At 55.1% G+C, this 22,283-nt stretch carries 25 protein-coding genes; 5 read left to right on the top strand and 20 right to left on the bottom strand.

Going from position 1 to position 22,283, the window contains the following annotated elements; genetic code table 11:
* Positions 1–8: 8 nt before the first annotated feature.
* From BR41_RS24070 to BR41_RS07820, 5 genes are read right to left on the bottom strand one after another with little or no spacing between them, the layout of a single operon-like run.
* Entirely contained in the window at positions 9–641 is a 633-nt protein-coding gene (locus tag BR41_RS24070) for a pilus assembly PilX family protein (protein WP_156970604.1), read from the bottom strand.
* Between the two features lie 3 nt (positions 642–644).
* On the bottom strand, positions 645–1,898 hold the full coding sequence (locus BR41_RS07830) for a PilW family protein (protein ID WP_084186920.1): 1,254 nt from the start codon (positions 1,896–1,898) through the stop codon (positions 645–647).
* Positions 1,895–2,341, bottom strand: a complete 447-nt coding sequence (locus BR41_RS22785; RefSeq protein ID WP_051710470.1) for a type IV pilus modification PilV family protein — start codon at positions 2,339–2,341, stop codon at positions 1,895–1,897. The genes BR41_RS07830 and BR41_RS22785 overlap by 4 nt, the downstream gene beginning before the upstream one ends.
* Positions 2,342–2,353: 12 nt before the next feature.
* The gene (locus BR41_RS23550; RefSeq protein ID WP_169741270.1) at positions 2,354–2,938 is read right to left on the bottom strand and encodes a GspH/FimT family pseudopilin; all 585 of its coding nucleotides are present in this window, start codon (positions 2,936–2,938) and stop codon (positions 2,354–2,356) included.
* Positions 2,932–3,411 carry a type IV pilin protein gene (locus tag BR41_RS07820; RefSeq protein WP_035055026.1) on the bottom strand — a complete coding sequence of 160 codons (480 nt, stop codon included), beginning with the start codon at positions 3,409–3,411 and terminating at the stop codon, positions 2,932–2,934. Before BR41_RS07820 ends, BR41_RS23550 begins: the two co-directional genes overlap by 7 nt.
* 1,285 nt (positions 3,412–4,696) lie before the next feature.
* Between BR41_RS07820 and BR41_RS25410 the strand changes: the two genes are divergently transcribed.
* The gene (locus BR41_RS25410) at positions 4,697–4,819 is read left to right on the top strand and encodes a hypothetical protein (RefSeq protein ID WP_281174003.1); all 123 of its coding nucleotides are present in this window, start codon (positions 4,697–4,699) and stop codon (positions 4,817–4,819) included.
* A 230-nt stretch (positions 4,820–5,049) separates the two neighbouring features.
* Here BR41_RS25410 and BR41_RS25405 read toward each other — a convergent pair whose 3' ends face one another.
* The 12 genes from BR41_RS25405 to BR41_RS07765 form a co-directional block, all read right to left on the bottom strand.
* The gene (locus BR41_RS25405) at positions 5,050–5,523 is read right to left on the bottom strand and encodes a type IV pilin protein (RefSeq protein ID WP_281174002.1); all 474 of its coding nucleotides are present in this window, start codon (positions 5,521–5,523) and stop codon (positions 5,050–5,052) included.
* Positions 5,524–5,534: 11 nt separating this feature from the next.
* On the bottom strand, positions 5,535–8,831 hold the full coding sequence (locus BR41_RS07815) for a pilus assembly protein (RefSeq protein WP_051710468.1): 3,297 nt from the start codon (positions 8,829–8,831) through the stop codon (positions 5,535–5,537).
* A 1-nt stretch (position 8,832) separates the two neighbouring features.
* Positions 8,833–9,435: a pilus assembly PilX family protein gene (locus BR41_RS07810; protein WP_084186917.1), complete on the bottom strand. Its 603-nt coding sequence runs from the start codon at positions 9,433–9,435 to the stop codon at positions 8,833–8,835.
* The gene (locus BR41_RS07805) at positions 9,432–10,256 is read right to left on the bottom strand and encodes a PilW family protein (protein ID WP_051710464.1); all 825 of its coding nucleotides are present in this window, start codon (positions 10,254–10,256) and stop codon (positions 9,432–9,434) included. Before BR41_RS07805 ends, BR41_RS07810 begins: the two co-directional genes overlap by 4 nt.
* Positions 10,253–10,822 carry a type IV pilus modification protein PilV gene (pilV, locus tag BR41_RS07800; RefSeq protein WP_169741269.1) on the bottom strand — a complete coding sequence of 190 codons (570 nt, stop codon included), beginning with the start codon at positions 10,820–10,822 and terminating at the stop codon, positions 10,253–10,255. The genes BR41_RS07805 and pilV overlap by 4 nt, the downstream gene beginning before the upstream one ends.
* Positions 10,819–11,487: a GspH/FimT family pseudopilin gene (locus BR41_RS24595; RefSeq protein ID WP_169741268.1), complete on the bottom strand. Its 669-nt coding sequence runs from the start codon at positions 11,485–11,487 to the stop codon at positions 10,819–10,821. The genes pilV and BR41_RS24595 overlap by 4 nt, the downstream gene beginning before the upstream one ends.
* Before the next feature lie 446 nt (positions 11,488–11,933).
* Positions 11,934–13,211, bottom strand: coding sequence for a glutamate-1-semialdehyde 2,1-aminomutase (hemL, locus tag BR41_RS07790; protein WP_035054799.1), 1,278 nt, complete (start codon positions 13,209–13,211; stop codon positions 11,934–11,936).
* A 24-nt stretch (positions 13,212–13,235) separates the two neighbouring features.
* Complete coding sequence (locus BR41_RS07785) at positions 13,236–13,706, bottom strand: CYTH domain-containing protein (protein ID WP_035054797.1); 471 nt, start codon at positions 13,704–13,706, stop codon at positions 13,236–13,238.
* Positions 13,706–14,806 carry a hypothetical protein gene (locus BR41_RS07780; RefSeq protein WP_169741267.1) on the bottom strand — a complete coding sequence of 367 codons (1,101 nt, stop codon included), beginning with the start codon at positions 14,804–14,806 and terminating at the stop codon, positions 13,706–13,708. The genes BR41_RS07785 and BR41_RS07780 overlap by 1 nt, the downstream gene beginning before the upstream one ends.
* A gap of 30 nt (positions 14,807–14,836) precedes the next feature.
* Positions 14,837–15,259, bottom strand: coding sequence for a CopD family protein (locus BR41_RS07775; protein WP_035054793.1), 423 nt, complete (start codon positions 15,257–15,259; stop codon positions 14,837–14,839).
* Between the two features lie 3 nt (positions 15,260–15,262).
* Positions 15,263–16,132: a M48 family metallopeptidase gene (locus BR41_RS07770; protein ID WP_156970603.1), complete on the bottom strand. Its 870-nt coding sequence runs from the start codon at positions 16,130–16,132 to the stop codon at positions 15,263–15,265.
* 28 nt (positions 16,133–16,160) lie between these two features.
* Positions 16,161–16,325, bottom strand: coding sequence for a rubredoxin (locus BR41_RS07765; RefSeq protein ID WP_035054791.1), 165 nt, complete (start codon positions 16,323–16,325; stop codon positions 16,161–16,163).
* Between the two features lie 66 nt (positions 16,326–16,391).
* On the opposite strand from BR41_RS07765, the gene thiD reads away from it, so the two are divergent.
* Genes thiD through BR41_RS07750 form a run of 3 tightly spaced genes read left to right on the top strand, consistent with a single transcriptional unit; the run spans position 16,392 to position 18,462 of the window.
* A complete protein-coding gene (gene thiD, locus BR41_RS07760; RefSeq protein ID WP_035054789.1) occupies positions 16,392–17,258 on the top strand; it encodes a bifunctional hydroxymethylpyrimidine kinase/phosphomethylpyrimidine kinase in 867 nt (288 codons plus the stop codon).
* Positions 17,258–17,872 (top strand): thiamine phosphate synthase, encoded by a 615-nt coding sequence (gene thiE / locus BR41_RS07755; protein ID WP_035054787.1) that lies wholly within the window; start codon positions 17,258–17,260, stop codon positions 17,870–17,872. The genes thiD and thiE overlap by 1 nt, the downstream gene beginning before the upstream one ends.
* Positions 17,869–18,462 (top strand): chloramphenicol phosphotransferase CPT family protein, encoded by a 594-nt coding sequence (locus BR41_RS07750; protein ID WP_035054785.1) that lies wholly within the window; start codon positions 17,869–17,871, stop codon positions 18,460–18,462. Before thiE ends, BR41_RS07750 begins: the two co-directional genes overlap by 4 nt.
* Here the strand turns inward: BR41_RS07750 and BR41_RS07745 are convergent.
* Positions 18,459–18,638 carry a hypothetical protein gene (locus tag BR41_RS07745; protein ID WP_035054783.1) on the bottom strand — a complete coding sequence of 60 codons (180 nt, stop codon included), beginning with the start codon at positions 18,636–18,638 and terminating at the stop codon, positions 18,459–18,461. The genes BR41_RS07750 and BR41_RS07745 overlap by 4 nt on opposite strands.
* 149 nt (positions 18,639–18,787) lie before the next feature.
* Here BR41_RS07745 and BR41_RS07740 point away from each other — a divergent pair, with 149 nt between their 5' ends.
* Entirely contained in the window at positions 18,788–19,291 is a 504-nt protein-coding gene (locus BR41_RS07740) for a DUF1993 domain-containing protein (RefSeq protein WP_035054781.1), read from the top strand.
* Between the two features lie 53 nt (positions 19,292–19,344).
* Here BR41_RS07740 and BR41_RS07735 read toward each other — a convergent pair whose 3' ends face one another.
* Positions 19,345–19,857: a M15 family metallopeptidase gene (locus tag BR41_RS07735; RefSeq protein WP_035054779.1), complete on the bottom strand. Its 513-nt coding sequence runs from the start codon at positions 19,855–19,857 to the stop codon at positions 19,345–19,347.
* 3 nt (positions 19,858–19,860) lie between these two features.
* Complete coding sequence (parC, locus tag BR41_RS07730; protein WP_084186914.1) at positions 19,861–22,266, bottom strand: DNA topoisomerase IV subunit A; 2,406 nt, start codon at positions 22,264–22,266, stop codon at positions 19,861–19,863.
* Positions 22,267–22,283: the final 17 nt, after the last annotated feature.

The raw sequence follows: 22,283 nt of genomic DNA, 5'->3' as shown, positions 1-22,283 counted from the left end.
TGCCTCTTTCAATATGCAACAGTAGTTTGAGCAAAGGCCTGAGTTCCTCTCGGCCCATCGACCCGAACACTGATACGGTAAAGAACTTGGTCAATACTGCCTGCTGTTGGCCTGCCGATCATGCCTGCGGTTGTTTTTGGTAAATCGCCCGCAGGGCGGTAGATGCAGTTTGTGTTGTTCCAAGGCTGGCCATTCATATCGGTTGGTGCCGAGGTGCACATGCGGTCGATGACGTAATAAATGACGACGCCAAAATTGTTATCAGTAATGGCTAGTGCAGAATTCAAGCCGCCTGGGCTATATAAAGCCGTTGGGACGCCATGCCCGTCTTCAGCCAACATCGTTGCTGAATAATTGGCACCGGCTGTACCCAATGAGGTTGAGTTGCCGATTCCTGCAGTAATTGCATTAATGCCAGCCCAGATGCCGCGATCAGTCTGATTGGTAAGGTCACGTCGAAAGGCAAGATTGCCTGCTGAATATTGTGAGGTTTGAACTGAACGAATAATGGCAATGGTGGCAAGTAACATGACGACAAGCGCCACCAAGGTGACGACCATGACGATGCCCCGCTGGCATGATTTGAATTGCCAATGGAGTTGGCGTGGCATCTGCTGTTGGCTTCTATTGATGGTATTCATGATTCAATTCAGCATCGCGTTGCGAATCGGAATAGTCGATTCAATGATTCTGTAGCGGTAATTCTGCTCGCTTGGAAAGCCCGTGCTGCTCAATGAATTGTTGTAGTTCGGCGCAGGAACACCAGCAGGTAAATCCGTGAACATTTTTAAGTTGGTGGTAGTAACGTTGGTTTTTTCTGGTAACGATGTACGCAATACCATACCTATTCGAATGGCACGAATGGTTTGTAATGTGGCATTCGCAGTTGCGGATCCATCAAGCAAGGTTGCTGGCGAATAGGCACCGGTTGGTGCTACCCAGGTCAATGCGGTTGCGGAATTCGGCGCTACGCCATATACAGCGCGGAAATCAAATATGCCGTCGGCGATAAGTTGGGCGGCTTCGCTCGCTGCGCCATCTGTATGTAGCAGATCGTAGCTGTAGAACTGATTCTTGGCATCAAGCCCGAATAATTGAAATGAAGGTTGTTTGACGCTGGTACCAGCGAGATTGCCAAGGTTAACGACCAGACCTTGCGGTGTCATGGCGGAGATATTGGCGGCGCTTCCATACCAATAACTGTCAGTACCGGCCGCCTTGTAATAAACACCGCCTAATGGCAATTGATCAGTGGTTGGTCCAGTGGTGTTGATTTGTTCTAAATAACACGGAGCTACTCCGGCACCGCTGGATTGGTCTCCCAGCAATAGAATATCGTTGGCGTTAAACCCGATGGTGTTTGGCAGATTTATATTTGTCGTACTGGGTGGGGCTCGGAAATACGCATGCTCTTCGCCAAAACCGCCATATCCAGACATCACGACCAGGACATCTGATGAGCCGCCGCTCGCTACACCGGAGTAGCCGGCGCCTGGAATAATGATTGCTGGTGCTAGACGGAACGATCCTGTGGTTGGGGTTGCGACATTTGCCGGTACTTTGTCAAAGGGGGCAGGCAGAGTCGCTGCCGGCAATATCGTGGTGGTATTCAGACTGGCGTTCAATCTGCAGCCATACATCAGATTGGCGCTGGAGTTGAAGCTTGAGCCGGCACTGCGGATCAATTTGTCCAATTGATAGATTGCATAGTTTCCGGATTGATTGATGTCATTAACCGATGTCGTACTGCGTTTGCGACCTTCGAATGTTTTCAGCACCCCGAAGATCGCCACGGACATGATGAGGCCAATCGCAACCACGACCATCAGCTCGACGACGCTGAATCCGTTCACGTGGTTTGGATTAGCTCGCCGAAGCGCATTTGTTCGCGTAATCATGGGAGCACCACGACTTCTGTCGTATAGCTATCAGTGATCGGCGTCGCTGACGCTGCGGATTTGGGCTCTATCCAACTGATTGTTATCGTCGCGGTGCCGGTGGTGAAGCCTGCGGTCGGGGTGCTAACGACGGTGCCCGTTGCGTTTGGCAAACCATTCAGTCCGCTATTGGTTTGCCCACCGCTACCTGCACTGACTGCGAGGTGGCTTTGCCAAGTGGACAACGTGGCAGCCGATGGCGTGACGTTTTTGTTGGCTAACAAGATCACTGCCATTTCATTTGCCAGTAGTGCTGCCCGGTTTCTATCTTCCGTCGCGACAGATGTGCGGGTAGATGTAACCAATGCGGCGACCAAACCAAGAATGCCGATCGAGAAGATCAAGAGCGAGACCAGCACCTCGAGGAGCAGATAGCCTTGCTGGGTTGGAGATCTGATTGCCATGGCCGGCTCTCCTTAGCATCCATCTGGCGTAGTTTGGGAGAGGGTTCGGGATGGATCGCATACCCTCACCTGGCCGGCGATGGAAACCGTAACGTTCAGCGGGTGATCACCCACAGCTGTAGAAATTGAATAGGTTGCGGCGGCTGGGGCTAAGCAGGTGCCACCGGCGCTGGGGCTCAGGGTGTTACTCATTCTGCCGAGCGAGTTGAAACAGATCGAGGCAGGCCCGGCAATCGTGAGTTTGGAACTGCCAAGCTGACCGCCTTGAATATATGTCGCTGGATCGCCGGCAACCGTCGGGCTCGGTATGACTTGAATGAACCAGAATCGGCCGGCCGCAGCCGGGGCCGGAATCGAAGTTCTGGAAGGGTTAGTTGCAGTCAACGAGAAAGCAACCTGGCGATTCAGACGTGCCGATTCGGATTTGGCGCTGCGAAGTGCGTTTTGCAGTGTGTCTGCCGCGGTGCGCGTCTGCTCGTTCTGTATCCAGGTGTTGAATTGCGGAAAGGCCACCGCCATCAATACACCTAGTATTACGAGCGTGATCAGCAGCTCGATCAGCGTAAAACCAGCTGATCGTGTCGTGTTAATTAGCACGACGTTGCTCCCTTCGCAGTGACCCAGCAATTGGCGATGGTAGCCCCACCCCATATAGCGCCATAGGTGGTGGATTTGGTGTCGGTGTTGTCGACGGTGTACTTGAAGCCATTGTCTTGACCGGTACTGGATACTGCCTGCAGGAAATAAGTATTTGCGGCGGTGTTGAGGGCGTTGGCGGCTGGGCAGGTGATGACAAAGTCACCGTATTTCGGGGATGGAGCGACTGCGCAGGGTGGCGTAAAGGCTCCGACCGCAAGATAGGTGCGGTTGTCCTGGAAGTACTGCTCCATTTGCGCTTGCACTGCAGCCAGTCCGTTGATGGCATTGACCAGCTTCGAGCGCAGTACGTAGTCCTGATATCTGGGAATGGCGATTGCCAGGATGATGCCCATGATGGCGATAACGATCATTAGCTCGATCAGCGTAAAACCCGCTAGCTGCGCCGCAGCCGTTGCTTGTGGTTTTTTCATCACGTGCTCATCCTTCTTCAATCTTCGCTTGCGCAGCGTGATTTGCTTACTCATCGCTGTTTGAGCGTATTTACATGCCTCAGAAACAATCGCAAAAACATTAGAGTAAATTAATAAACTAATATTTCGACCGCTCTGGCATGTCGGTGAATCAGACACTAGAGTCAAGCTACATCAAGGACTTAGAGAAGGTGATGCTGACTGGATAAATGGACGTGATGAATGGATGAGCGGAATATTGACGTTATTTCATCAAGTAACTGTCAAGGTTATTTCGCCAATCATCTTTAAATTACAATAGTTGTATTATTTTGCACCGAATTGGTGCGCATAAACGCGACATTTCTTCAAATGATGCGCGGAGAGGAAGGTATGAGTTTGGATTTGCCGCTTATCACCCGACAAAGTGCATTGGCATCTTGTGATTCGATAGCGCGCAACTATTAAACTTACGAAAAATGTGGGTTTAGCGACAAAAAAAGTCGTTTTGAAGTCCATTCATCGTCTTGGATGTAGCCACGCCAAGCCCGGCAGATGGTAGTGAAGGCATCCTGGCGTCGGGTAACTTGATTCGCAGGGGGGCCGCGTTTTGCTTGGCCGCGGAGGGTGCTTAGCAACAGCTGTTTGCAAATGCGTGGGCGGCCATGTTCGCGGTAGGTGCAGATTTCACGCCAATGCAATACAACTGCTAGGTAATTGACGGTTATATCTCCATTAAAGCGGTGCGAGATTTAATCCAGCGAAGGTAATAAATTAAGTTTGAAAAACTACTTTGAGCGATCTGGGTTTTCTGTTGAGCCATTCTCAAAGCTGACTTCAATTCTTATTACCGATTTGACAGCAATTCCGTTAATTTGCCCTGGGCTAAAGATCTTTGTTTTGAATGAATTAATGGCAGCCGTCATTCGCGCTGGCGTGGCTGTTGCATTTTCTGGTTCTATTCGGTCGACATTCCCTTTTTCATTGATAAACAGCTTCAAAATGATATGTTGCTCACCAACTTGGGAATCTGCATTTTCTGGATCGGTGACCGTAACAAGAGCAAGTGGATATGCGCCGTCACTGAGTTGTGCACGTGGCCAATACTCGTATTGGTTTGCTAGTAGCCAGGCAAATTGAACGGGCTGAGGGATATTTTTCAGCGTGGGTGTGGCATGCCGCGTTGGCTTTAGGACGGGATTGCTAGGAATACTACTAATAACTGAGTTTGCATCCTTGGCTGCTGTTACATGGTGGTGCGTAAGCAGATGAACTTCCAGAGCGGGTTGAGTTGGTATATCGCTAGATGAAAGATACAGCGGACCATTTTGCAGAAAATGCAGAATCAGGAAGTGAAATGCAAATGAGAAAAACAGCCCAGCAACAAGATGCGCGCCCGTTCCATTGGCATGAGATTTTAATTGCTTGATGGTTATACCTAAACGGCTACATCCAGCTTCAAAGAGTCAGGTCGTGCCAAGATATTATGTCACGAGGGAAAACTGCTCGTTCACATGTGAAACTTTGGAGGGTTATTTGACCTAGCCACAACACAATGGTCTAACTTGGCTATTGGATGCATTATAAACGGAACATCAATACCAAATGCCAGTGGTTACAACAAAACCACTGGATTATGCCAAGTCAGATACCATCTCCTTACCAACAACCTGTCGTAGTGGGAGCCTGCTGACCGAGGTTAGTAATGCTGTAAGTGCCACAGGTGTCATTTAGTTGTGCACCTTGTGGAGCAACTTGAGCTGTATATGCTGTTGCGGTCGCACTTGAAAAAGATAAGGCGTAATAGTTGCTGGTGCTATCTGGCAAGCTGACCGAGTTTGATGAATATCCCAGTGTCGTCAGATTTGTTGCATACGCGTTGTTGAGGGAGTAGTACTTTTCCTGCCGCGAGCTTAGATCCAGCAAAGCTGTTTTGGCGACAGCTCGGCGGGATTTGCGAACATAGGTTTGGTATGCAGGTAGGGCAATGGCCACCAGAATGCCCATAATGGCGAGCACCGTCATTATTTCAATCAATGTAAATCCTGTTTCTTTCCGGGAAGCCACACCTGGCTTGGGCGTAAGCCGGTTAATTTGGTAATGATTGAAAGGTGTTTTATGAATGGGTTTCACCGTGTATTCCTCTAGCGTAATTCAATCCAGGTAACCCGGCTGCCTAAAGAACCATTGGGCGGGTTGATCTTGTTGACAGTACCGACGCTGTTCGCGGTTTCGTTAAGCAAGTAAGGGCTATTTTGTGAAATCACGACTGACGGGCTGCCGGTAGCATTGAGGGCAATACCGCTGACGACCTGGCCGTTATAAGTGATGAAGTTATTGTTGGCATCGCCAAAGAACGATTTCTGGAATGCGCCACCGGTGACCGGATTGATCGCCATTGTCCAGCCGGTTGCCGTACTTGCAGTGCAGGTGAGCGGCGTATTGGTGGGCGGAATCGTGGTGTTAATGATGATCGAGCCGGAATACAGAATCGGGCTATAGATGACCTGCTCGGTCGAAGTCGGCAAATTCAGATACCAACCATATTTGTTGTTGTTGCTCGAACATGCGGTGGAGCCTTTCCAGCACACAGCGTTGCTGCTGAGGGTGCGATAGCCTTGGCTGCTGCCGTTTGTCGTCGAGTTGTAGGTGCCCAGCACCGTCTGGGATTGTAGAGTGCTCGTGGAGATGCTTTGTGTACCGGTCAGAGAGGCATACTGGGTGCTGCCCAAGCTATTCCAACTGCCCGTATTCCAGTCCCAGATGCCGTACAGTGATTGCGTGCCACTGGCAAATACGGCTGGATTGGAAAGGGTTTGTGGTGTCTGCTGGCCAGTGCCGAAACTGACGATCACGCGAGGCAAGCCTGGTCCGGTGGTATTGGCGGTTACCAGCACCTTGGTGGTAATCGGCTGGCTGTTGGGAGTGGTAAAGATAGGTGTGCTGACTACGGCCCACGTCGCTGGGTTGCTGCTCGTCAGATCAAACTTCCACACGTTGCCATATACGTCGCCTGCATAAACGTAGTCGGTGATGTGGTCGCCATCCAGGTCAACCGGGGTGACAAAGGCGATGCCGTTTGGGGTACTGCTTGATCCGGAGCCTGTATCCAGAAACTTGAAGCTTTTGTTTCCGTTGCTGGGATCGACCAGCATGATATAGATGCCGGCATGGCCGGCCGTACTGTTAAAGCCGTTGCCGAAAATCACGCCCCACTGACCATTGTGTAAGCGGCGGATTTGCGGTGTGCCGTACGTTTGGCCCAAATTGGTAAGCGTGCTGTTATTCCACTCACCGATGACCAGGCTGCCGGAATTCGTTTCCGAAAACTGGGTAGGGTCGGTGATATCAAGTGCATAGATCGCTTTGCCGCCGGCACCAAGCCCACCTACCAGCCAAGTATGCCAATTGTTGTTGTAGAAGAGATCGTCTGTCGTGGGTGTCGCGTCGACAAAGAAGTTGTGTCCATATTGCGTGGATGAATAGTCCAGCCCGCTCGTGGTGCTGTGAATGGTTTGGGTGACGGCAGCCGGCATGTAGGCCAGTACTTCCTTACCATCATTCGGAGTTGTGGTGCTCACATAATTGCCACTCGCATCGTACGAGCCACTGCGGAAGCCATGCAGCAAGCCATCATTGGATCCGGCGTAAACCACATTCAAGCGCGTAGCGTAGCTAGTCTGGAATGAGCCATAGGTGGTTGCCGAGCCGCCATTTTCTGGCATGGTTGCACTGCTATACAGCTGATCAGACCATGTCGTGCTGGTGGCGCCGGCGGCGCTGGGGTAGAGAATGCTGGGTGCGCCGACCCAGACCGGGCTCGAGTTGATGATGTCGCCCAGTACCCCGCTACGGGCACGGAAGGTTCCTGTACCACTGCTGGTCAATTCATTGGTGCGGTCACCGCGAAGGAAGGCCAGCCGGGTCTGCCCGTTGCTATCACCCTGATTCAATGCCGTTTGCTGAGCCGTTGTCAGATTGCTCCATTGGAACGGGATGCCTGTCGTGCCATTCCAGGTAAGGATTGAACGATTTGCCGATGTTTGGGCGGTGACGCTGGTGACCCCAGTACTGGAGCAATTTCCACCGGTTAATACGCACGATGCATCCCAAGTTGCGGTTGGGTTGATGGTGACAACACCGTTGCTGCTATTGACCTGCAGATACTGTGATGTGAGTTGACCCCACCAGTTATCCGAGTGGTAACCTGCCAGATAGACTTGAGTGCTGGTACGCACTTGTCCGGCCTGCTGCTGGTTGATACCGGCAGAACCGGCAGATTGTTCGGCAGGCGTTGCCTTGAAACACAATATTTCGTGCACATTGGTACTGCCACCCGTAGAGCCGGCAAAGCCGAAACGGAAGGTCGAGGGCAGTGTGCCGTTGGATGCAGTGATGGATTGATTGGCAATCACCGACTGATAGGTGCCGCCATTATAGCTGTACCAGAAGCTCAGGTAACCATCTTGTGTCAGCTTGAGTTTGTAGCTGATTGGTGTTGCATTACCGCGTACGGTAGCACTTTCGTTAGCGATGGGCTGATTGCTGGGTAGAACCTGATAAGCAGTGGGGATGATCGCATAATCCAACGGTACTGGCGTGGTTGTAGATTGCCATCCACCATTCTTGTATTTCTGTACGTAGCCAGTGCTGCAGGTTTGTTGTACACCCTGCTGTTGCGTAGAGGCATCTGTGATTGAAGAGGGATAGTTGCTTGCATAGTTCTGATTGAGCCAAGTCCAGGAAACATTCCCTGCACCGCGCAAGCCAATCCGGCCGGCTTGATAGCCATAACCCGTCTTTGTATTATCTCCCTCGTTCAAAAAGTTACCGTATTCGTCAATTCCCAGCCCGAGATAACCACCAATTACACCATCTGCTGTTGGGTTGCCATTCGAGCATGAATAGCCCAGCGAGCCACCAGTGGCGCCCACTGAGGCGGCTTGGCTACCGTCAGCCAGATAAAAACTGATCCCGTCCGCACCGTGCCCACCTTGATTGTCGCCACCATAAGTGACGGTGGTAAATGTAGCTTGTATGCCTTGATCGGATGGAAAAGTGAAATTGGAAACAATGGCGCCACGTTGATAATTGTCTGCATTGGTTAATCGCAATGCGCCATTCCCAGCCGTATCGGGGAGTCCCCCAACCTGGGTTGCGCTGAAAAGATTGTAATAGCTTGATTGCGTGCAGGCTGGAATCGTGCCGTTCAGGCTGGTGGGTGAGCATAGCCCAGTTGTACTGGTGCAATTATTGCCGGTGACCGAAGTAACATTACCTGCAGTAAGGCACGCACCGTTGAATGAAAGCCACGCATTGGCGGACGTCGTACCGGTGAAGTTATCCGATACCACAACGGCTGCAGCGGGGTTGGCGACAGCCAACCAGCTGACCAAAATGGCCAGAGCCGTTTTGATCGGGCCAGATTGCAAGATATTCATTTCAATGCACTCCCAAATCTGTGGTGCCGGAACTGAGTTTATAAATACTTTGCACGACTGCGACCGAGGCCTGATTGCCGCCATAAGCGAATGCCGTGATTTGGTATAAGGAAGCGCCTGTTGTATCAAGGCCGAGATATTGAATGTTGAAACCCGGATTGTTGTAATAGGTCCCAGCACCTCCTGAAGTACTGGAGGCTATCGTCGCAGTTGGCTGTGAACTAGATGGTTGCGGAGGTGTGTAATTGACATAGCTGCTCCATGGCAAACTGGCAGAAGCGGTACCAGCCGTCAGCAGGGAATTGGTGCATATCACGGGCGAGGTATATGTCCCGGTACAACTGACCGGAGTCGCTTGGGCATTTTGGGTAAGCCACCATTCGGCATAGCCGACCGTGCTTTGTGCAATATTCAGTGCCCGGGCCTTTTCGCGTGTATTGCCTGCCATACCTTCTTCCAGGCGGAAGCTATGTGCCATGGCAACGCCGATTAGCGTCAAAATCACCAGAATGAACAAGCTGGCAATCAAAATGAAGCCATTCTGGCAATAGCGGGATTTAGATTGAATTCGCCCAAATGGGCTGCTGGCTATTTGGATCATCATGATTTGCCCATAAGCCGAACGATCTGGGTAAGCTTAACCGTCGATGGTTGTCCGTTATTGTTGATAGCGGCGGTGTTATAGAGTGGATTGGTAAATACCAGCACCAGTTGTGCGGAACGTACCGAAGTCCAATCAGTGACGGAACTGGCATCTACATACTGGGTAACGGAACCATTACCGGTCGTATCGACACCGTAAGTTACTTTCATGCTTTGAATGCCATCTACCAGCGGATTGGCACTGGTGCTGGCAGTGGGGGCCGCCGCATTGGTACCAAGTGCACAAGTCAGCATGCTTGTGCCGTTTACTGTTTGGACAGTAAATGCATTGTCGTAGGTTTTATTGGTGCTGCCCGTGCCCGTAGGATTGGAGTTACCAAGACAATTGAGAATGCCGTCGCCTGGTGCGGTTTGGTAGCGGACCTGAATGGTGTCCGAACTCCCCGTCCCGCCGGTGGCGCCCGTAACATACTGGCCGGGAGTCGTGTAGGTGGTCCCAAGTACGGGTAAGGCGGTGACTTGGGTGTTGGTGGTCGGATTGGGGAAATAGCCAGCCGATTGGATGATATTGGTCAGCAAGGATACGGCGAGCCGTTCTTTTTCCTGTAGTTGTGCCAATCCGGTTTGTGCCGAGTAAGTTTGCCGCTGACTGATGAAGAGCGTTGAGACCGCTAGTAAAAGCAGCAACGCGATAGTCATGGAGATCATGACTTCAAGCAGGCCAAACCCCCTTTGGGCTAGCACGGCGGGTTTGATCTGACGTAGACAATTAGCTTTTGGCACATCAATGAGTGATTTGCCTGTATGCAATTGGCGTTTCATGGCTGCACCACGGTCTGGTAACTGTATGTTTGCTGCTGACCGGTATTCTGCTTCGCCGCCATTGTCTTTTCGCTCCAGCTTACCGTAATGGTACAGACGACTGGCTGGCCCACCGTCGTGGTGCAAACAATCTGGCCGGTGCCGCTTGGCAATGATTGACTGATTGTCTTCCCCCAGTTTGTCAGGTCATAAGCGGCCAGCTGCACTGGCGTGCAAACAGCCGTGCAATCCGCGCTTGCCGCAGCCGCCAACGTTGTATCACCGGTGATCCCGCCACTAACGCTGACGTTGACGTTGACCGTGCCCGGTGCGGCAAGTAGTCCTGCTGCCCAATAGCCTGGATTGGCACTCATTGCAGATGAAAGACTGGCGGCCATCACCGCGGCCAAGCCGCGTGTACGTGCCGAGCTTGTATTACTCAGCGACAGCGCTTCCATGCCAGCAACGCCAAGCAGGCCGATTGCAATGACTACAACTGCAATCAGCACCTCCAGTAGGGTGAAGCCTGCCGTGTTGGCGGCACGCGATACAGGGCGGTTTGGGAGGGGGAGGCGTAATTGACTCATGTGCATTGTGCCCCTGCGACATCTGTTTGGCCTTGTTGCAGGATCTGAACGTGTCCAACAGCGGACACTGCCAAACAACGTTTTGTACTGTTATTTGCGGGGGTGGTATTGAAGGTAAACATGCCGAGATTGCTGGTTGGCACAAATCCCATTCTGTTAAAGCAGAGCGAAGTCTGCCCCGCTTGCGAGGGTGTGTATGCGGCGGTGTCTTTCGATGTAAAGGTTTGTTTGATCCTTAAAACGGTGCCGGTGGTGTTAACACAGCTTCCAGCGCTGGGTACCATCACGATCCAGCCGCTAGCCCAACTGGCCTGTGTGCTGCAACTGGACCCATTGCTGGACGGGCAGACCGCCACATTCAGGCCGCGCTTGGTTGCTTCGCTACGGGCAAATTCCAGATCACGATACAGATCATTGACTTCTGCGCTGATACCGGTTGACGAAATGATCGATTGGTAAGATGGAATAGCAATTGCCATGAATATGCCGGCAATCGCCATGGTAGTTATAAGCTCAATGAGTGAAAAGCCTTGAGTCTTTTGAAGATAGACACGGCATGCCATCTTGCGAGGCGTAATAGAAAGCATGACGACTTCCTTCATCGGATATGTCCAGCTGTTTGGCTGTTTGCCAAAGCCGGATTCGTAATGGCGGGAATTTGTCATGCTGCTGCTTGCCCTCATCTCACTATGGTTCTGATCGCACTAAATTTGCTTACGTTATACCGAGATGTATGGAGTTGACCGCCTCGGTATACACATTTGATATTAGGGTCACATGATAAGCTAATATTCTATTCTTTCCATCCCTGCGGCATGGCGATCGCCTGATGGCAAGCTACATCAAGGGTTTGGCGCAGACTACGATAACTGGATGGATGGATGCCATCGGTGGACGAACGGATTTTGGATGTGCCACCGTCAGTATGCTGTCTAAGTAGTTACGTATACATTAACTACTTACAAATTTTGCAATGCCTTGTTGGTAACTAGCTAGGGTATGTGGGAAATCGGCAGGGATTGAATTGAAGCGGGGATGGATTGATGCCGATTTTGCCGTTCGTCATCAGACAAACGGCATCGGCGAATTGGAATTAAAAACGGGAAAGGATTTAGCTTACGGAGAATACCGATTGAGCGGCGGCAATTGTCGCTTTTAGATCGGATTCGGTATGTGCCGCGGAAACAAACCCGGCTTCGAATGCGGATGGCGCCAGATAAATGCCTTGATCCAGCATGGCGTGGAAAAAGCGGTTGAAGTGCTCGCGATCCGATTGCATGGCTTGCTGATAGTTTTGCGGGGCGTTGGCGCTGAAATAGATGCCGAACATCCCACCGACCGCTTGTGCTGAAAACGGGATTCCCGATGAGGTGGCGAGGGCACGCAAACCGTCGGTCAAATAGCGGGTATTGGTGCTCAAGGTGTCAAAGAAGCCTGGATTTCGGATCGCATTCAGCGTGGCCAAGCCAGCAGCGACGGCGACCGGATTGCCCGAAAGCGTGCCAGCTTGATACACCGGGCCGAGTGGCGCCAGCTTGGCCATCACGTCGGCCCGGCCACCGAAAGCTGCCAGCGGCATGCCGCCACCAACGACTTTCCCCAGGCAGGTCAGATCAGGCGTAATGCCGTGCAAGCCTTGGGCGCATTGCATGCCGACGCGGAATCCGGTCATCACTTCGTCGTAAATCAACAGCGCGCCGTGATCCTGCGTGAGCTTGCGCATGGCAGCGATGAATTCGGGGCTGGCCTCGATCAGGTTCATGTTGCCGGCGACGGGTTCGACGATGATCGCGGCGATGTCATTGCCTTGTTCGGCGAATGCCTGTTCCAGCGCGGCGACGTCGTTGTAGGACAGGACGATGGTATCGGCTGCAACGGCTGCCGGTACGCCGGCGCTGGACGGATTGCCGAAGGTCAGCAGGCCGGAACCCGCTTTGACCAATAGCGAATCAGCATGGCCGTGGTAGCAGCCTTCGAACTTGATCAGTTTGTTGCGGCCGGTAAAGCCGCGCGCGAGGCGAATGGCGCTCATTGTGGCTTCGGTGCCGCTGGAGACAAGGCGCAATTGCTGCATGGACGGCAGCAATTCACACAGCAAATCGGCCAGATCGATCTCGGCTTCGGTCGGTGCGCCGAAACTCAGGCCGTTTCTGGCTGCGCGTTCAACCGCGTCAATGACGGCCGGATGGGCGTGGCCGAGGATCAATGGCCCCCAAGAGCCAACGTAATCGATATAGCGCTTGCCGTCGGCATCCCATACATAGGCGCCTTCGCCGCGGGTGAAGAAGCGTGGTGTGCCGCCTACTGCCCCAAAGGCACGTACGGGCGAATTGACGCCACCGGGGATATGGCGCTGGGCGCGTTCAAAAAGTTGTTCGTTTCGACTCATGCTCGTGCTCATGGATTGGATTGATCAGGCTGACCAGGTTGAATAGGGGTGATTGGATAGCGCGCTGTTGTAATAGCGCGGGTCGCCGGAGACCTCGTTACCGAGCCAGTCGGGCATCTTGAAACGGGTGTCTTCGTTTGGCAGCTCGATTTCGGCCACGATCAAGCCGGCGTTGTCGCCGTGGAATTCATCGATTTCCCAGGTGAGTCCGTCGCCGGCATCAACCAGATGGCGGGTCTTGTCGAGCACTTGCGGGCAGAGTTGCAGCATGGCTTCAGCATCTGCGCTGGGGATCTCGTATTCGAATTCGGCTCGGGCAATACCGGCGTTTTTGCCTTTGACGGTCAGATAGCCTTGCTGGCCCTTGATCCGCACTCGCACCGTGCGCTCTGGATCGGTGTTCAGGTAGCCTTGGGCGATGCGAGTGGAGCGGTTGATTCTGGTGCGCCAAGCGTCGCTGCTCAGCAGGAATTTGCGTTCAATTTCGGTGGCCATCAGTGCAGCTTGTCCAGTTTGTCGGTCAATTGAATCGCCGATTGTCGCATTGCCGCGATGCGTTCGCCGTATTTGCTGGTGTCCGGTTGGCTGATGCAGACCAGTATCCGGCCGACCGGATTGATGGGGTGAAGCATCGTCCTGACTGGGTCACATGAGATGGGCGTGCCGTTTGCTTCCCTGCTCCGGCGCAGCAGATTGAGTGTGGCGTTGGGCTGATAGAACAGCCAACTGAATGCCGATTTGGTCTTGTCGGGAATGGAGCGATCCTGATCGAGGGGGCCGTCGCCCATGGCATCGCCAATGTTGTGGCCCATTGATTGGAGTACCTGCGCGGTGAGGTAAAACTCGCCTTGCCAGAGATGGGTCATGAATTTTTGTTGGTCGATCGTGGTGAGTGGCTGCAATGCGGCTCGCAGTTCGACTTTGATCGGCAGCATGTCGGTGGGTTGTTTCTCAATGAACTCGTTGACGACCTGCATGGTTTGTTTGAGCTGGGCGGCGGCAATCATGGCGCTGAGGAGGCTACGGCTGCCGTGCAAGGCTTCAGTCCAGAATTGCAGGTGGTGCAGCAAGTTATTGCCGGCATCTCGCTGATGCGCGGCAATGCCAAAAGTCTGCTGTGCCAGATACAGCCCGGCGCCGGTCGAGATCGGCGCGTACTGAGGGATGTTGTTGATTGAGGTGATCACTTCCTCGTACCGCGGGTAAGCAATCAGTGCTTGATAGCGTTTGAGTATTTCGGTATTTGCGGCAATCGATACATCAAACTCGGCCCGATGAGCCAGCGTGTAATCAAGGCAGGAGCCGGTCTTCGGGCATTTGGGCCGGTCGTAGCTAAACGCGATCGGTTTTTGTGGCGCTTGATTCTGCTCCACCCAGAGCTTGCCTGCCGCAGCCGGATCGAGATCGCGGCTGCCAAAACCATAGAAATAGAAGTAGGCGTTTCCCTGGGGGGAGACCGTTTGGGGTTCAGGTTTCAGCCAGGCTTGCGTTGTCGGTTCGAGATTCTCGTCAAAGTGATTGAGGATGCCCAGGATGAGCACAAGCACCAGGACGAGCGCCAATAACGCTGCCAGCGTCCAAGCCAGCCAGCGCACCAGACGAAGCGCGATCTGCATGATTGATCCTCAGAATGGTTTGACGACCACAAGGATAACGATAGCAAACAGCGCCAGTACCGGTAGCTCGTTGAAGACGCGATACCAGACGTGGCTCCTGGTATTTCGATCGGCGGCAAAGTCGTGATACAGCTTCCAGCACCAACCGTGATAGCCGATCAATAGCACCACCAGGCTGAGCTTGATGTGCATCCAGCGCCAGCCTGCTCCGTCAAAAAAGCCGTAGTAGGACCACAGCCAGATGCCGAAAACGACCGCGAGGATGGCGAGCGGCGTCATGAAGCGCAGCAGTTTGCGCTCCATGAGCTGCAGGCGTTCGCGAGTGGCGCTGTCGTCTGCCATGGCGTGATTCACAAACAGACGTGGCAGATAAAACAGGCCGGCGAACCAGCAGATGACGAAGATGATGTGAAAGGCTTTGACCCACTGCATGGCTTATTTCTTTTTCTTGCGGGTCTTGCTGCTCGCCTGATCGCCGGGTGGCGGCGCGAATTGCTTGGCAGCATCTTCATACAACGGCATCACGACTGGAATCTTGGCCTGTAGATCGCGGATGCGGGTTTCGTTGGAAGGATGGGTAGAGAGGAACATGGGCGGCTGGCCTTGGCTGGCGGCGGCCATTTTTTGCCACAGCGTGACGGAGGCTTGCGGGTTGTAGCCGGCACGGGCGGCGAGCTCCAGCCCCATCATGTCGGCTTCGGATTCGTGGGTGCGACTGTTGGGCAGTGTGTAGCCAACCTGGACCAGCTGGTCGGCCATGCCCATGTAGTTGTCATACTTGCCACCGGTGAGCAAGGACAATCCCTGCATCGCCAGTTGCTTGTTGTAGGCCTCACTCATCCGCTCGCGGCTGTGCTCGCGCAATGCGTGGCTGATTTCGTGGCCCATGATCTGGGCGATTTCGTCGTCGGTGAGTTTGAGCTGGGTGATGATGCCGGAATAGAACATGATCTTGCCGCCGGCCATGCAGTAGGCATTGAGCGTGGGGCTGTTTTCCACATTCACTTCCCACTTCCAGTTCACGGCATCGGGGCGGAAAACGGCGGTCTGCGGGATCAGGCGGTTGGCGATGCCGCGTACGCGGGTGGTCATGGCGGCGTTGGTGTTGAGGATGCCCTGCGCCTGCGCTTTCTGCAGTTCTTCCTGATAGGACTGCACGGACATCTGCTCAACCTGCTGTTCGGACAACAGCATGCTCATGCTTTGCTTGCGGGCGACGTTGGTTGTGCCGGTGCCAGTGGTACTGACCTGCTGGCAGCCGAACAAGGCCAGACCCAGTGTCGCGGTAAACAACCAATGCTTCATCGCCATATCTCTCCGTGCCGCCAGTGGCTTAGATTTCGACCATCTCGAAGTCGTCCTTGCGCGCGCCGCAATCCGGACAGGTCCAGTTCAGCGGTACGTCGTCCCAACAGGTGCCAGGTGCGAGGCCGTCTTCAGCGCGGCCTTCGGCTTCGTCATAAATGAAGCCGCAAATCAAGCACATATACTTTTTCATTCGGGGTATTTCCACGGTGGTTTAGAATCGGAATTCTACCCCAAACCTCCCCAAACACTCCCCGGTATGAATCCAACTCCTCCGCTCGTGCTTGTTTTTGCCGGCAATGACCCTTCTGGCGGTGCCGGGCTGACGGCGGATACGCTGGCGCTGGCCTCGCTGGGCTGCCACCCATTGCCGATCGTCACCGCCATCACCGTGCAGGATAGCGCCGGTGTACAGGATTTTCAGCCGGTCGATCCGGATTGGCTCGAAGACCAGGCGCGGCTGATTCTGGAAGACATGCGCGTCGACGCGATCAAGGTGGGCATGGTCGGCAGCATCGAAAACCTGACCGTCATCGCCGAAATCGCTTCCGATTACCCCGAAATCCCGTTGATTCTCGACCCGGTGCTGACCAGCGGCCGGGGCGACGAGTTCTCCACCGATGAACTGATCAGCGCCATGCGCGAGCTGTTGCTGCCGCATACGCTGATCGTGACGCCAAACAGCATCGAAGCGCGCCGGCTTGGTTCGGACGATCCGGATGAACAGGTCGATCTGCCGCTCGATGCCGCCGCGCAGCGCATGCTCGATTGCGGTTGCGAATATGTGCTGATCACCGGCACGCACGAGAACACGCCCAAGGTCACCAACACACTGTTCAGCGGCAATGGTCGCGTGCGTTCCGATCAATGGGAGCGCTTGCCCGGTAGCTATCACGGTTCCGGTTGCACCTTGGCGGCGGCGATTGCCGGCGCAATAGCGAGCGGTGTGGAGATCAGCCAGGCGGTGCGTGATGCGCAGGAATACACCTGGCAAACGCTCTCCAACGGGTTTCGCCCGGGCATGGGTCAGCTTATTCCGGACCGGATGTTCTGGGCGCGGCCGGGTGAAGACGAAATTGCCGAGGCCGCAGCCAAGGACGACGACGCGCCAGCCGAGAAAGCCTGATGCGCGGTCTGTACGCGATCACGCCGGATTGGGCGGATACGCCCCGCTTGCTCGCAGCGTGCGAAGCGGCCTTGATCGGCGGTGCTTCGATTTTGCAATATCGCAACAAGGTGGCTGATGCCGCGCTGCAGCGTGAGCAGTCTGCGGCGTTGTGCGCGCTCACGCACCGCTACGGCGCAACATTCATCATCAACGACGATCTTGAATTGGCACTTGCCGTCGATGCGGATGGTGTCCATTTGGGCGGTGACGATGGCGATCTGGCTGCCGCACGAGCGCGGTTGCCGGCCGGAAAATTGCTCGGCGCATCCTGCTACAACCGGTTTGAGCTGGCAGAAAATGCCGTTGCGGCTGGAGCGAATTACATTGCCTTTGGTGCTGTATTTCCGTCTGGCACCAAGCCGAACGCGGTGCGAGCGTCGCTCGAGTTGTTCGACGCGGCTAAAAGCCTCGGTGTACCGAGTGTGGCGATTGGCGGCATCAATCCGCTGAACGCAGCAGACGTGGTTGCCGCCGGTGCGGATTGTATTGCCGTGATCGGCGCACTGTTCGAATCCGCTGATGTGGCTGAAACGGCACGACAATTTGCCGCGTTGTTTCACGTGAAACGATGAGTGTGCAACTGCCCACCCTGCCGCAAGTCATCGTCCTTAACGGCACCAGCTCCTCCGGCAAGACCAGCATCGCCAAAGCCTTGCAGGAGCGGCTGCCGGAGCAATACCTCAATTTCAGCATCGATAGCATTCTGGATGCGCTGCCGGCATCCGACCTCGGCAAGATGCAGCGCGGCGAAATCATCACGCGGGCGGGCTACGATTGGCCGGCGTTGGTACGTGGCTATCATTATGCGATGCCAAGCCTGTTGCAGGCCGGGCTCAAATTGATTGTCGATAACGCCTGGTGTGAGCGCGACGAACAGCGCGAGCTATTGACCGAGCTGGCGGGTTATTCGGTGGCGCTGGTGGCGGTGCAGTGTGAATTGGCGACAGCCGTTGCGCGCGAAACGCAACGGGGAGATCGGGCGGCCGGATTGGCAACGTGGGAGTTTGAGCGGGTGCACCAAGGCATCGTGTATGACTTTGCAGCGGTGACCGATCAATCTTCGCCGGGGGAATCAGCCGGGCAGATCATGGACTGGCTGATGGGTGCGCCGCTATTGCGCGGCGCGAGCGAGACGCTGGAAGTACTGAATCTGGGCGACTAGCGCTTGTTGTGCTGCATGACGCGGTTGATCAGCCGCATCCGCATGGTTTCGATGGCCGGCATCGAATCCGCCCGCGCTACTTCTCTCTCGCCTTGCAGGCCGACGACATACAGCCCATAACGTAGCGTCTGTGGTGATGCGGTGGTATTCCATACTGGATGGATGGCGAAACGCATTTTGAACTCCCCGGTAGCGGCGTGAATGAATTGTTGTCGCTGCCCATAACTTCAATATCGGGCTATTACCGGCAAATATGAAACCGTTGGTCGGCGAAAGTGTAAGCCACGTCGCCTGCCTGATCTTTCCCCCTCCCAGGAGTATTCGCATGTCTCCGTCGTACTACCAAATCTCGGTACCGTCTTTCATTCGCATGCTTGGCAACCTGTCCACCATTCTGGACAAAGCCGTGGCCTATGCGGCCGAACGCAAGATTGATGAATCGGTGCTGCTGCAGTCGCGCCTCTTCCCGGATATGTACCCGCTGGTGAAACAAGTGCAGATCGCCACTGACCAGAGCAAGGGGTCGATCGGCCGTTTGACTGGCATTGCTCCGCCGAAATTTCCTGACGATGAAACGACCTTCGCTCAGCTCCAAGCGCGCATTGCGACCACGATTGGCTATTTGAAGGGGATTCCTGCCGAGGCGCTGGACGACACAGCGGCAAAGCAAATCACCTTGCCCTGGATGCCGGACAGGCCGCTGGATGGTGCGCCATACCTGTTGCATATGGCGATTCCGAACGTGTACTTCCATGTCACCACTGCCTACGCGATCCTGCGCCATAACGGTGTACCGCTGGGTAAGCCGGATTTCATCGGCGAGATCTAATATCTGGCATTGATCAGCATCGGGTAGCAAAAAGCCGGCAATTGCCGGCTTTTTCATGTGGGCTGATAACACCAATGCCAAGGCTCGAACACGTAGCCGAACGGATTGTCACGTGGAAACGACAGCGTAAAGCCAAAGCGCCCTGCGTTGACCAGCAGCCACGCATAAGCCGGTGTTTGCTCGAACGCTTCGTTCGCCATCTCGCCACCGGGGGTATGCACGTCGACGGCGCGGCCCGTGTGGTGCTCGCTGCAACCTGGTGGCGCCAGCACTTGCAGGATGGCATCGATCGATTGCCCGGCATTCAACTTGTACTGGATCAGTTCCACCTGCCGCTCGGTCGAGCGATAGGCGGAAATGATCTGCAGCGCAATGCCATCTTGTGCCGCTGCCACTTGCATCGCCTGCCATGCGTTAGCGGCTGCGGGGATCAACAGCCAGACTCGCTCGTTGTCGACGAACTCAACGAGCGAGTCGGCCTCGGCATAGATACGCAGTTGCTTCGCGACGAGGACTGATTCGGCAATGCCGAGATCGAGCCAGATGGCACGGAGCGCTGCATTCATGGCTCAGAAGCCGGGAAACTTCAGCCCGGCATTGATCGGTTTACCCTTGCGTGCGCGCTTGCCGACATAGGGGGCCATCTCGTTCGCATCCAGCGTCAGCTCGGTGGATTTGCCGCCACGGCCGGTGCCGGTCAGGCGCAGCGTTTCGCCATCGCAAACGGTGATCGCGGCCAGCGCGTCCTTGTCGTCCAGCGCCATGGTTTGCACGCCCTTGCCGCCGCCGCTGAGCTGCTTGAACTCGCTGAGCGGGAACAGGTGCAACTTGCCGGCCTTGGATAGGCATGCCACCAATGATGTTTCACGTGGAACAAAACTCGAAATCTTCAGCAGCGATTCGCCGGTTTCAACGGTGATAAAGCTCTTGCCAGCTTTCTGGCGGCTCAACAGATTATCGAACTGGCAAGTGAAGCCATAGCCGGCCGTGTTGGCGATCACCAGCCAATCACTGCCCTGCCCGACCAGCATCTGCACAATGCGGCTCTTGGCGGTCAGCTCGACCAGCGTTGTGACCGGCACGCCATCGCCACGTCCGCCCGGTACCACGGCGGCCTGAATGGTGTAGACGCGGCCATCGCTACCAACGAGCGCGACGCTATCCACAGTGCGGCATTCAATGGCCGAATGCAGCGCATCGCCATCCTTGAACGCGAGGTTCTGCACATCGATGCCGTGGCCTTGGCGCGACCGTAGCCAACCTTTCTCGGACAGGATCAGCGTGGTTGGCTCGTCGACCACCGCCACTTCCACCGAGGCGCGTTCCGCTTCTTCAATCAAGGTGCGGCGTGGGTCGGCAAACTTTTTCCGGTCCGCTTCGATTTCCTTGATGATCAGTTTTTGCATGGCCGGGCGATTGGCGAGCAGATGTTCCAGCTCTTCCTTTTCGCCGCGCAATTCGGCCAATTCCTGCTCGATCTTGATCCCTTCCAGCCGTGCCAACTGGCGCAAGCGGATTTCGAGGATGTCTTCGGCTTGTCGATCAGACAGGTTGAAGCGGGCGATCAGCGCCGGTTTTGGCTCGTCGCTCTCGCGGATGATGCGGATCACCTCGTCGATATTCAGGAAGACGATATGCCGGCCTTCCAGAATATGGATGCGATCGTTGACTTGCCCCAGGCGATGCTCGGTGCGGCGGGTGACGGTGTCGAAACGGAAACTCACCCATTCGGCCAGGATTTGCTTGAGCGACTTCTGCCCCGGCCGGCCATCGCGGCCGATGGTCACCAGGTTGAACGACAAACCAGTTTCCAGCGAGGTATGCGCCAGCAGCAGATTCATCAATTCATCCGGGCTTTGCCGCGATGATTTCGGCTCGAACACCAGTCGCACTGCTTGCTCGCGGCCCGATTCGTCACGCACGCGGTCGAGCACGGACAGGATCAATTGCTTGGTTTGCTGCTGTTCCTGGCTGAGCGCCTTCTTGCCCTTCTTGATCTTGGGATTGGTCAGCTCTTCGATTTCTTCCAGCACCTTCTGGCTGGACGTGCCCTGCGGCAATTCCGTCACCACCATCTGCCACTGGCCGCGGGCGAGGTCTTCTTTCTCCCAGCGGGCGCGTACTTTCAAGCCTCCGCGGCCAGTTTCGTAGGCGGCGTGGATGTCCTTGCGGGACGAGATGATCTGGCCGCCACCCGGCAGATCCGGGCCCTTGATGTATTCCATCAGGCCCGCGGTATCGAGCTCCGGGTTCTTGATCAGCGCCACTGCCGCATCGGCGACTTCGCCGAGATTATGTGACGGTACTTCTGTCGCCATGCCAACGGCGATGCCGGATGCGCCGTTGAGCAGCAACATCGGCAGCCGGGCCGGCAGCAAGACCGGTTCCTCGAACGCGCCGTCATAGTTCGGCGCGAAATCGGCGGTGCCCATCTTGAGCTCGGACAGCAGCAGCTCGGCAATCGGCGTCAGCCGTGCTTCGGTGTAACGCATTGCCGCCGCGCCATCACCATCGCGACTACCGAAGTTGCCTTGGCCATCGATCAGCGGGTAACGCAGCGAGAAATCCTGCGCGATGCGTACCAATGCGTCATAGGCGGATTGGTCGCCGTGCGGGTGGTACTTACCCAGCACTTCACCGACGATCCGCGCCGACTTCACCGGCTTGGCGGTGGCGGTGAGGCCCAGCTCGTGCATGGTGTACAGCACGCGGCGTTGCACCGGCTTCTGGCCGTCTTCCACTTGCGGTAGCGCGCGGCTCTTCACCACGCTCATTGCGTATTCGAGATAGCTCTTTTCCGCGTACAGACCGAGTTGCACTGATTCGCCGTCATCTGGCGCGGTGGTCGACGCTTGGGCGGAAATGAAGCGGCCACCCCCACCTTGCCCGGTAGCGGGCTCAGGTGTGTTGGCTTCTTCATTGCTATCGGTGGATTCGGTTTCGGGCGGGTCGAGCAGGTCGAGGTCTTGGCTCATGGCGTGTGGCTTTTAAT

It is taken from the genome of Andreprevotia chitinilytica DSM 18519, assembly GCF_000711875.1.
Taxonomy (GTDB): domain Bacteria; phylum Pseudomonadota; class Gammaproteobacteria; order Burkholderiales; family Chitinibacteraceae; genus Andreprevotia; species Andreprevotia chitinilytica.
This window is presented reverse-complemented; position numbering and strand designations above follow the sequence as displayed.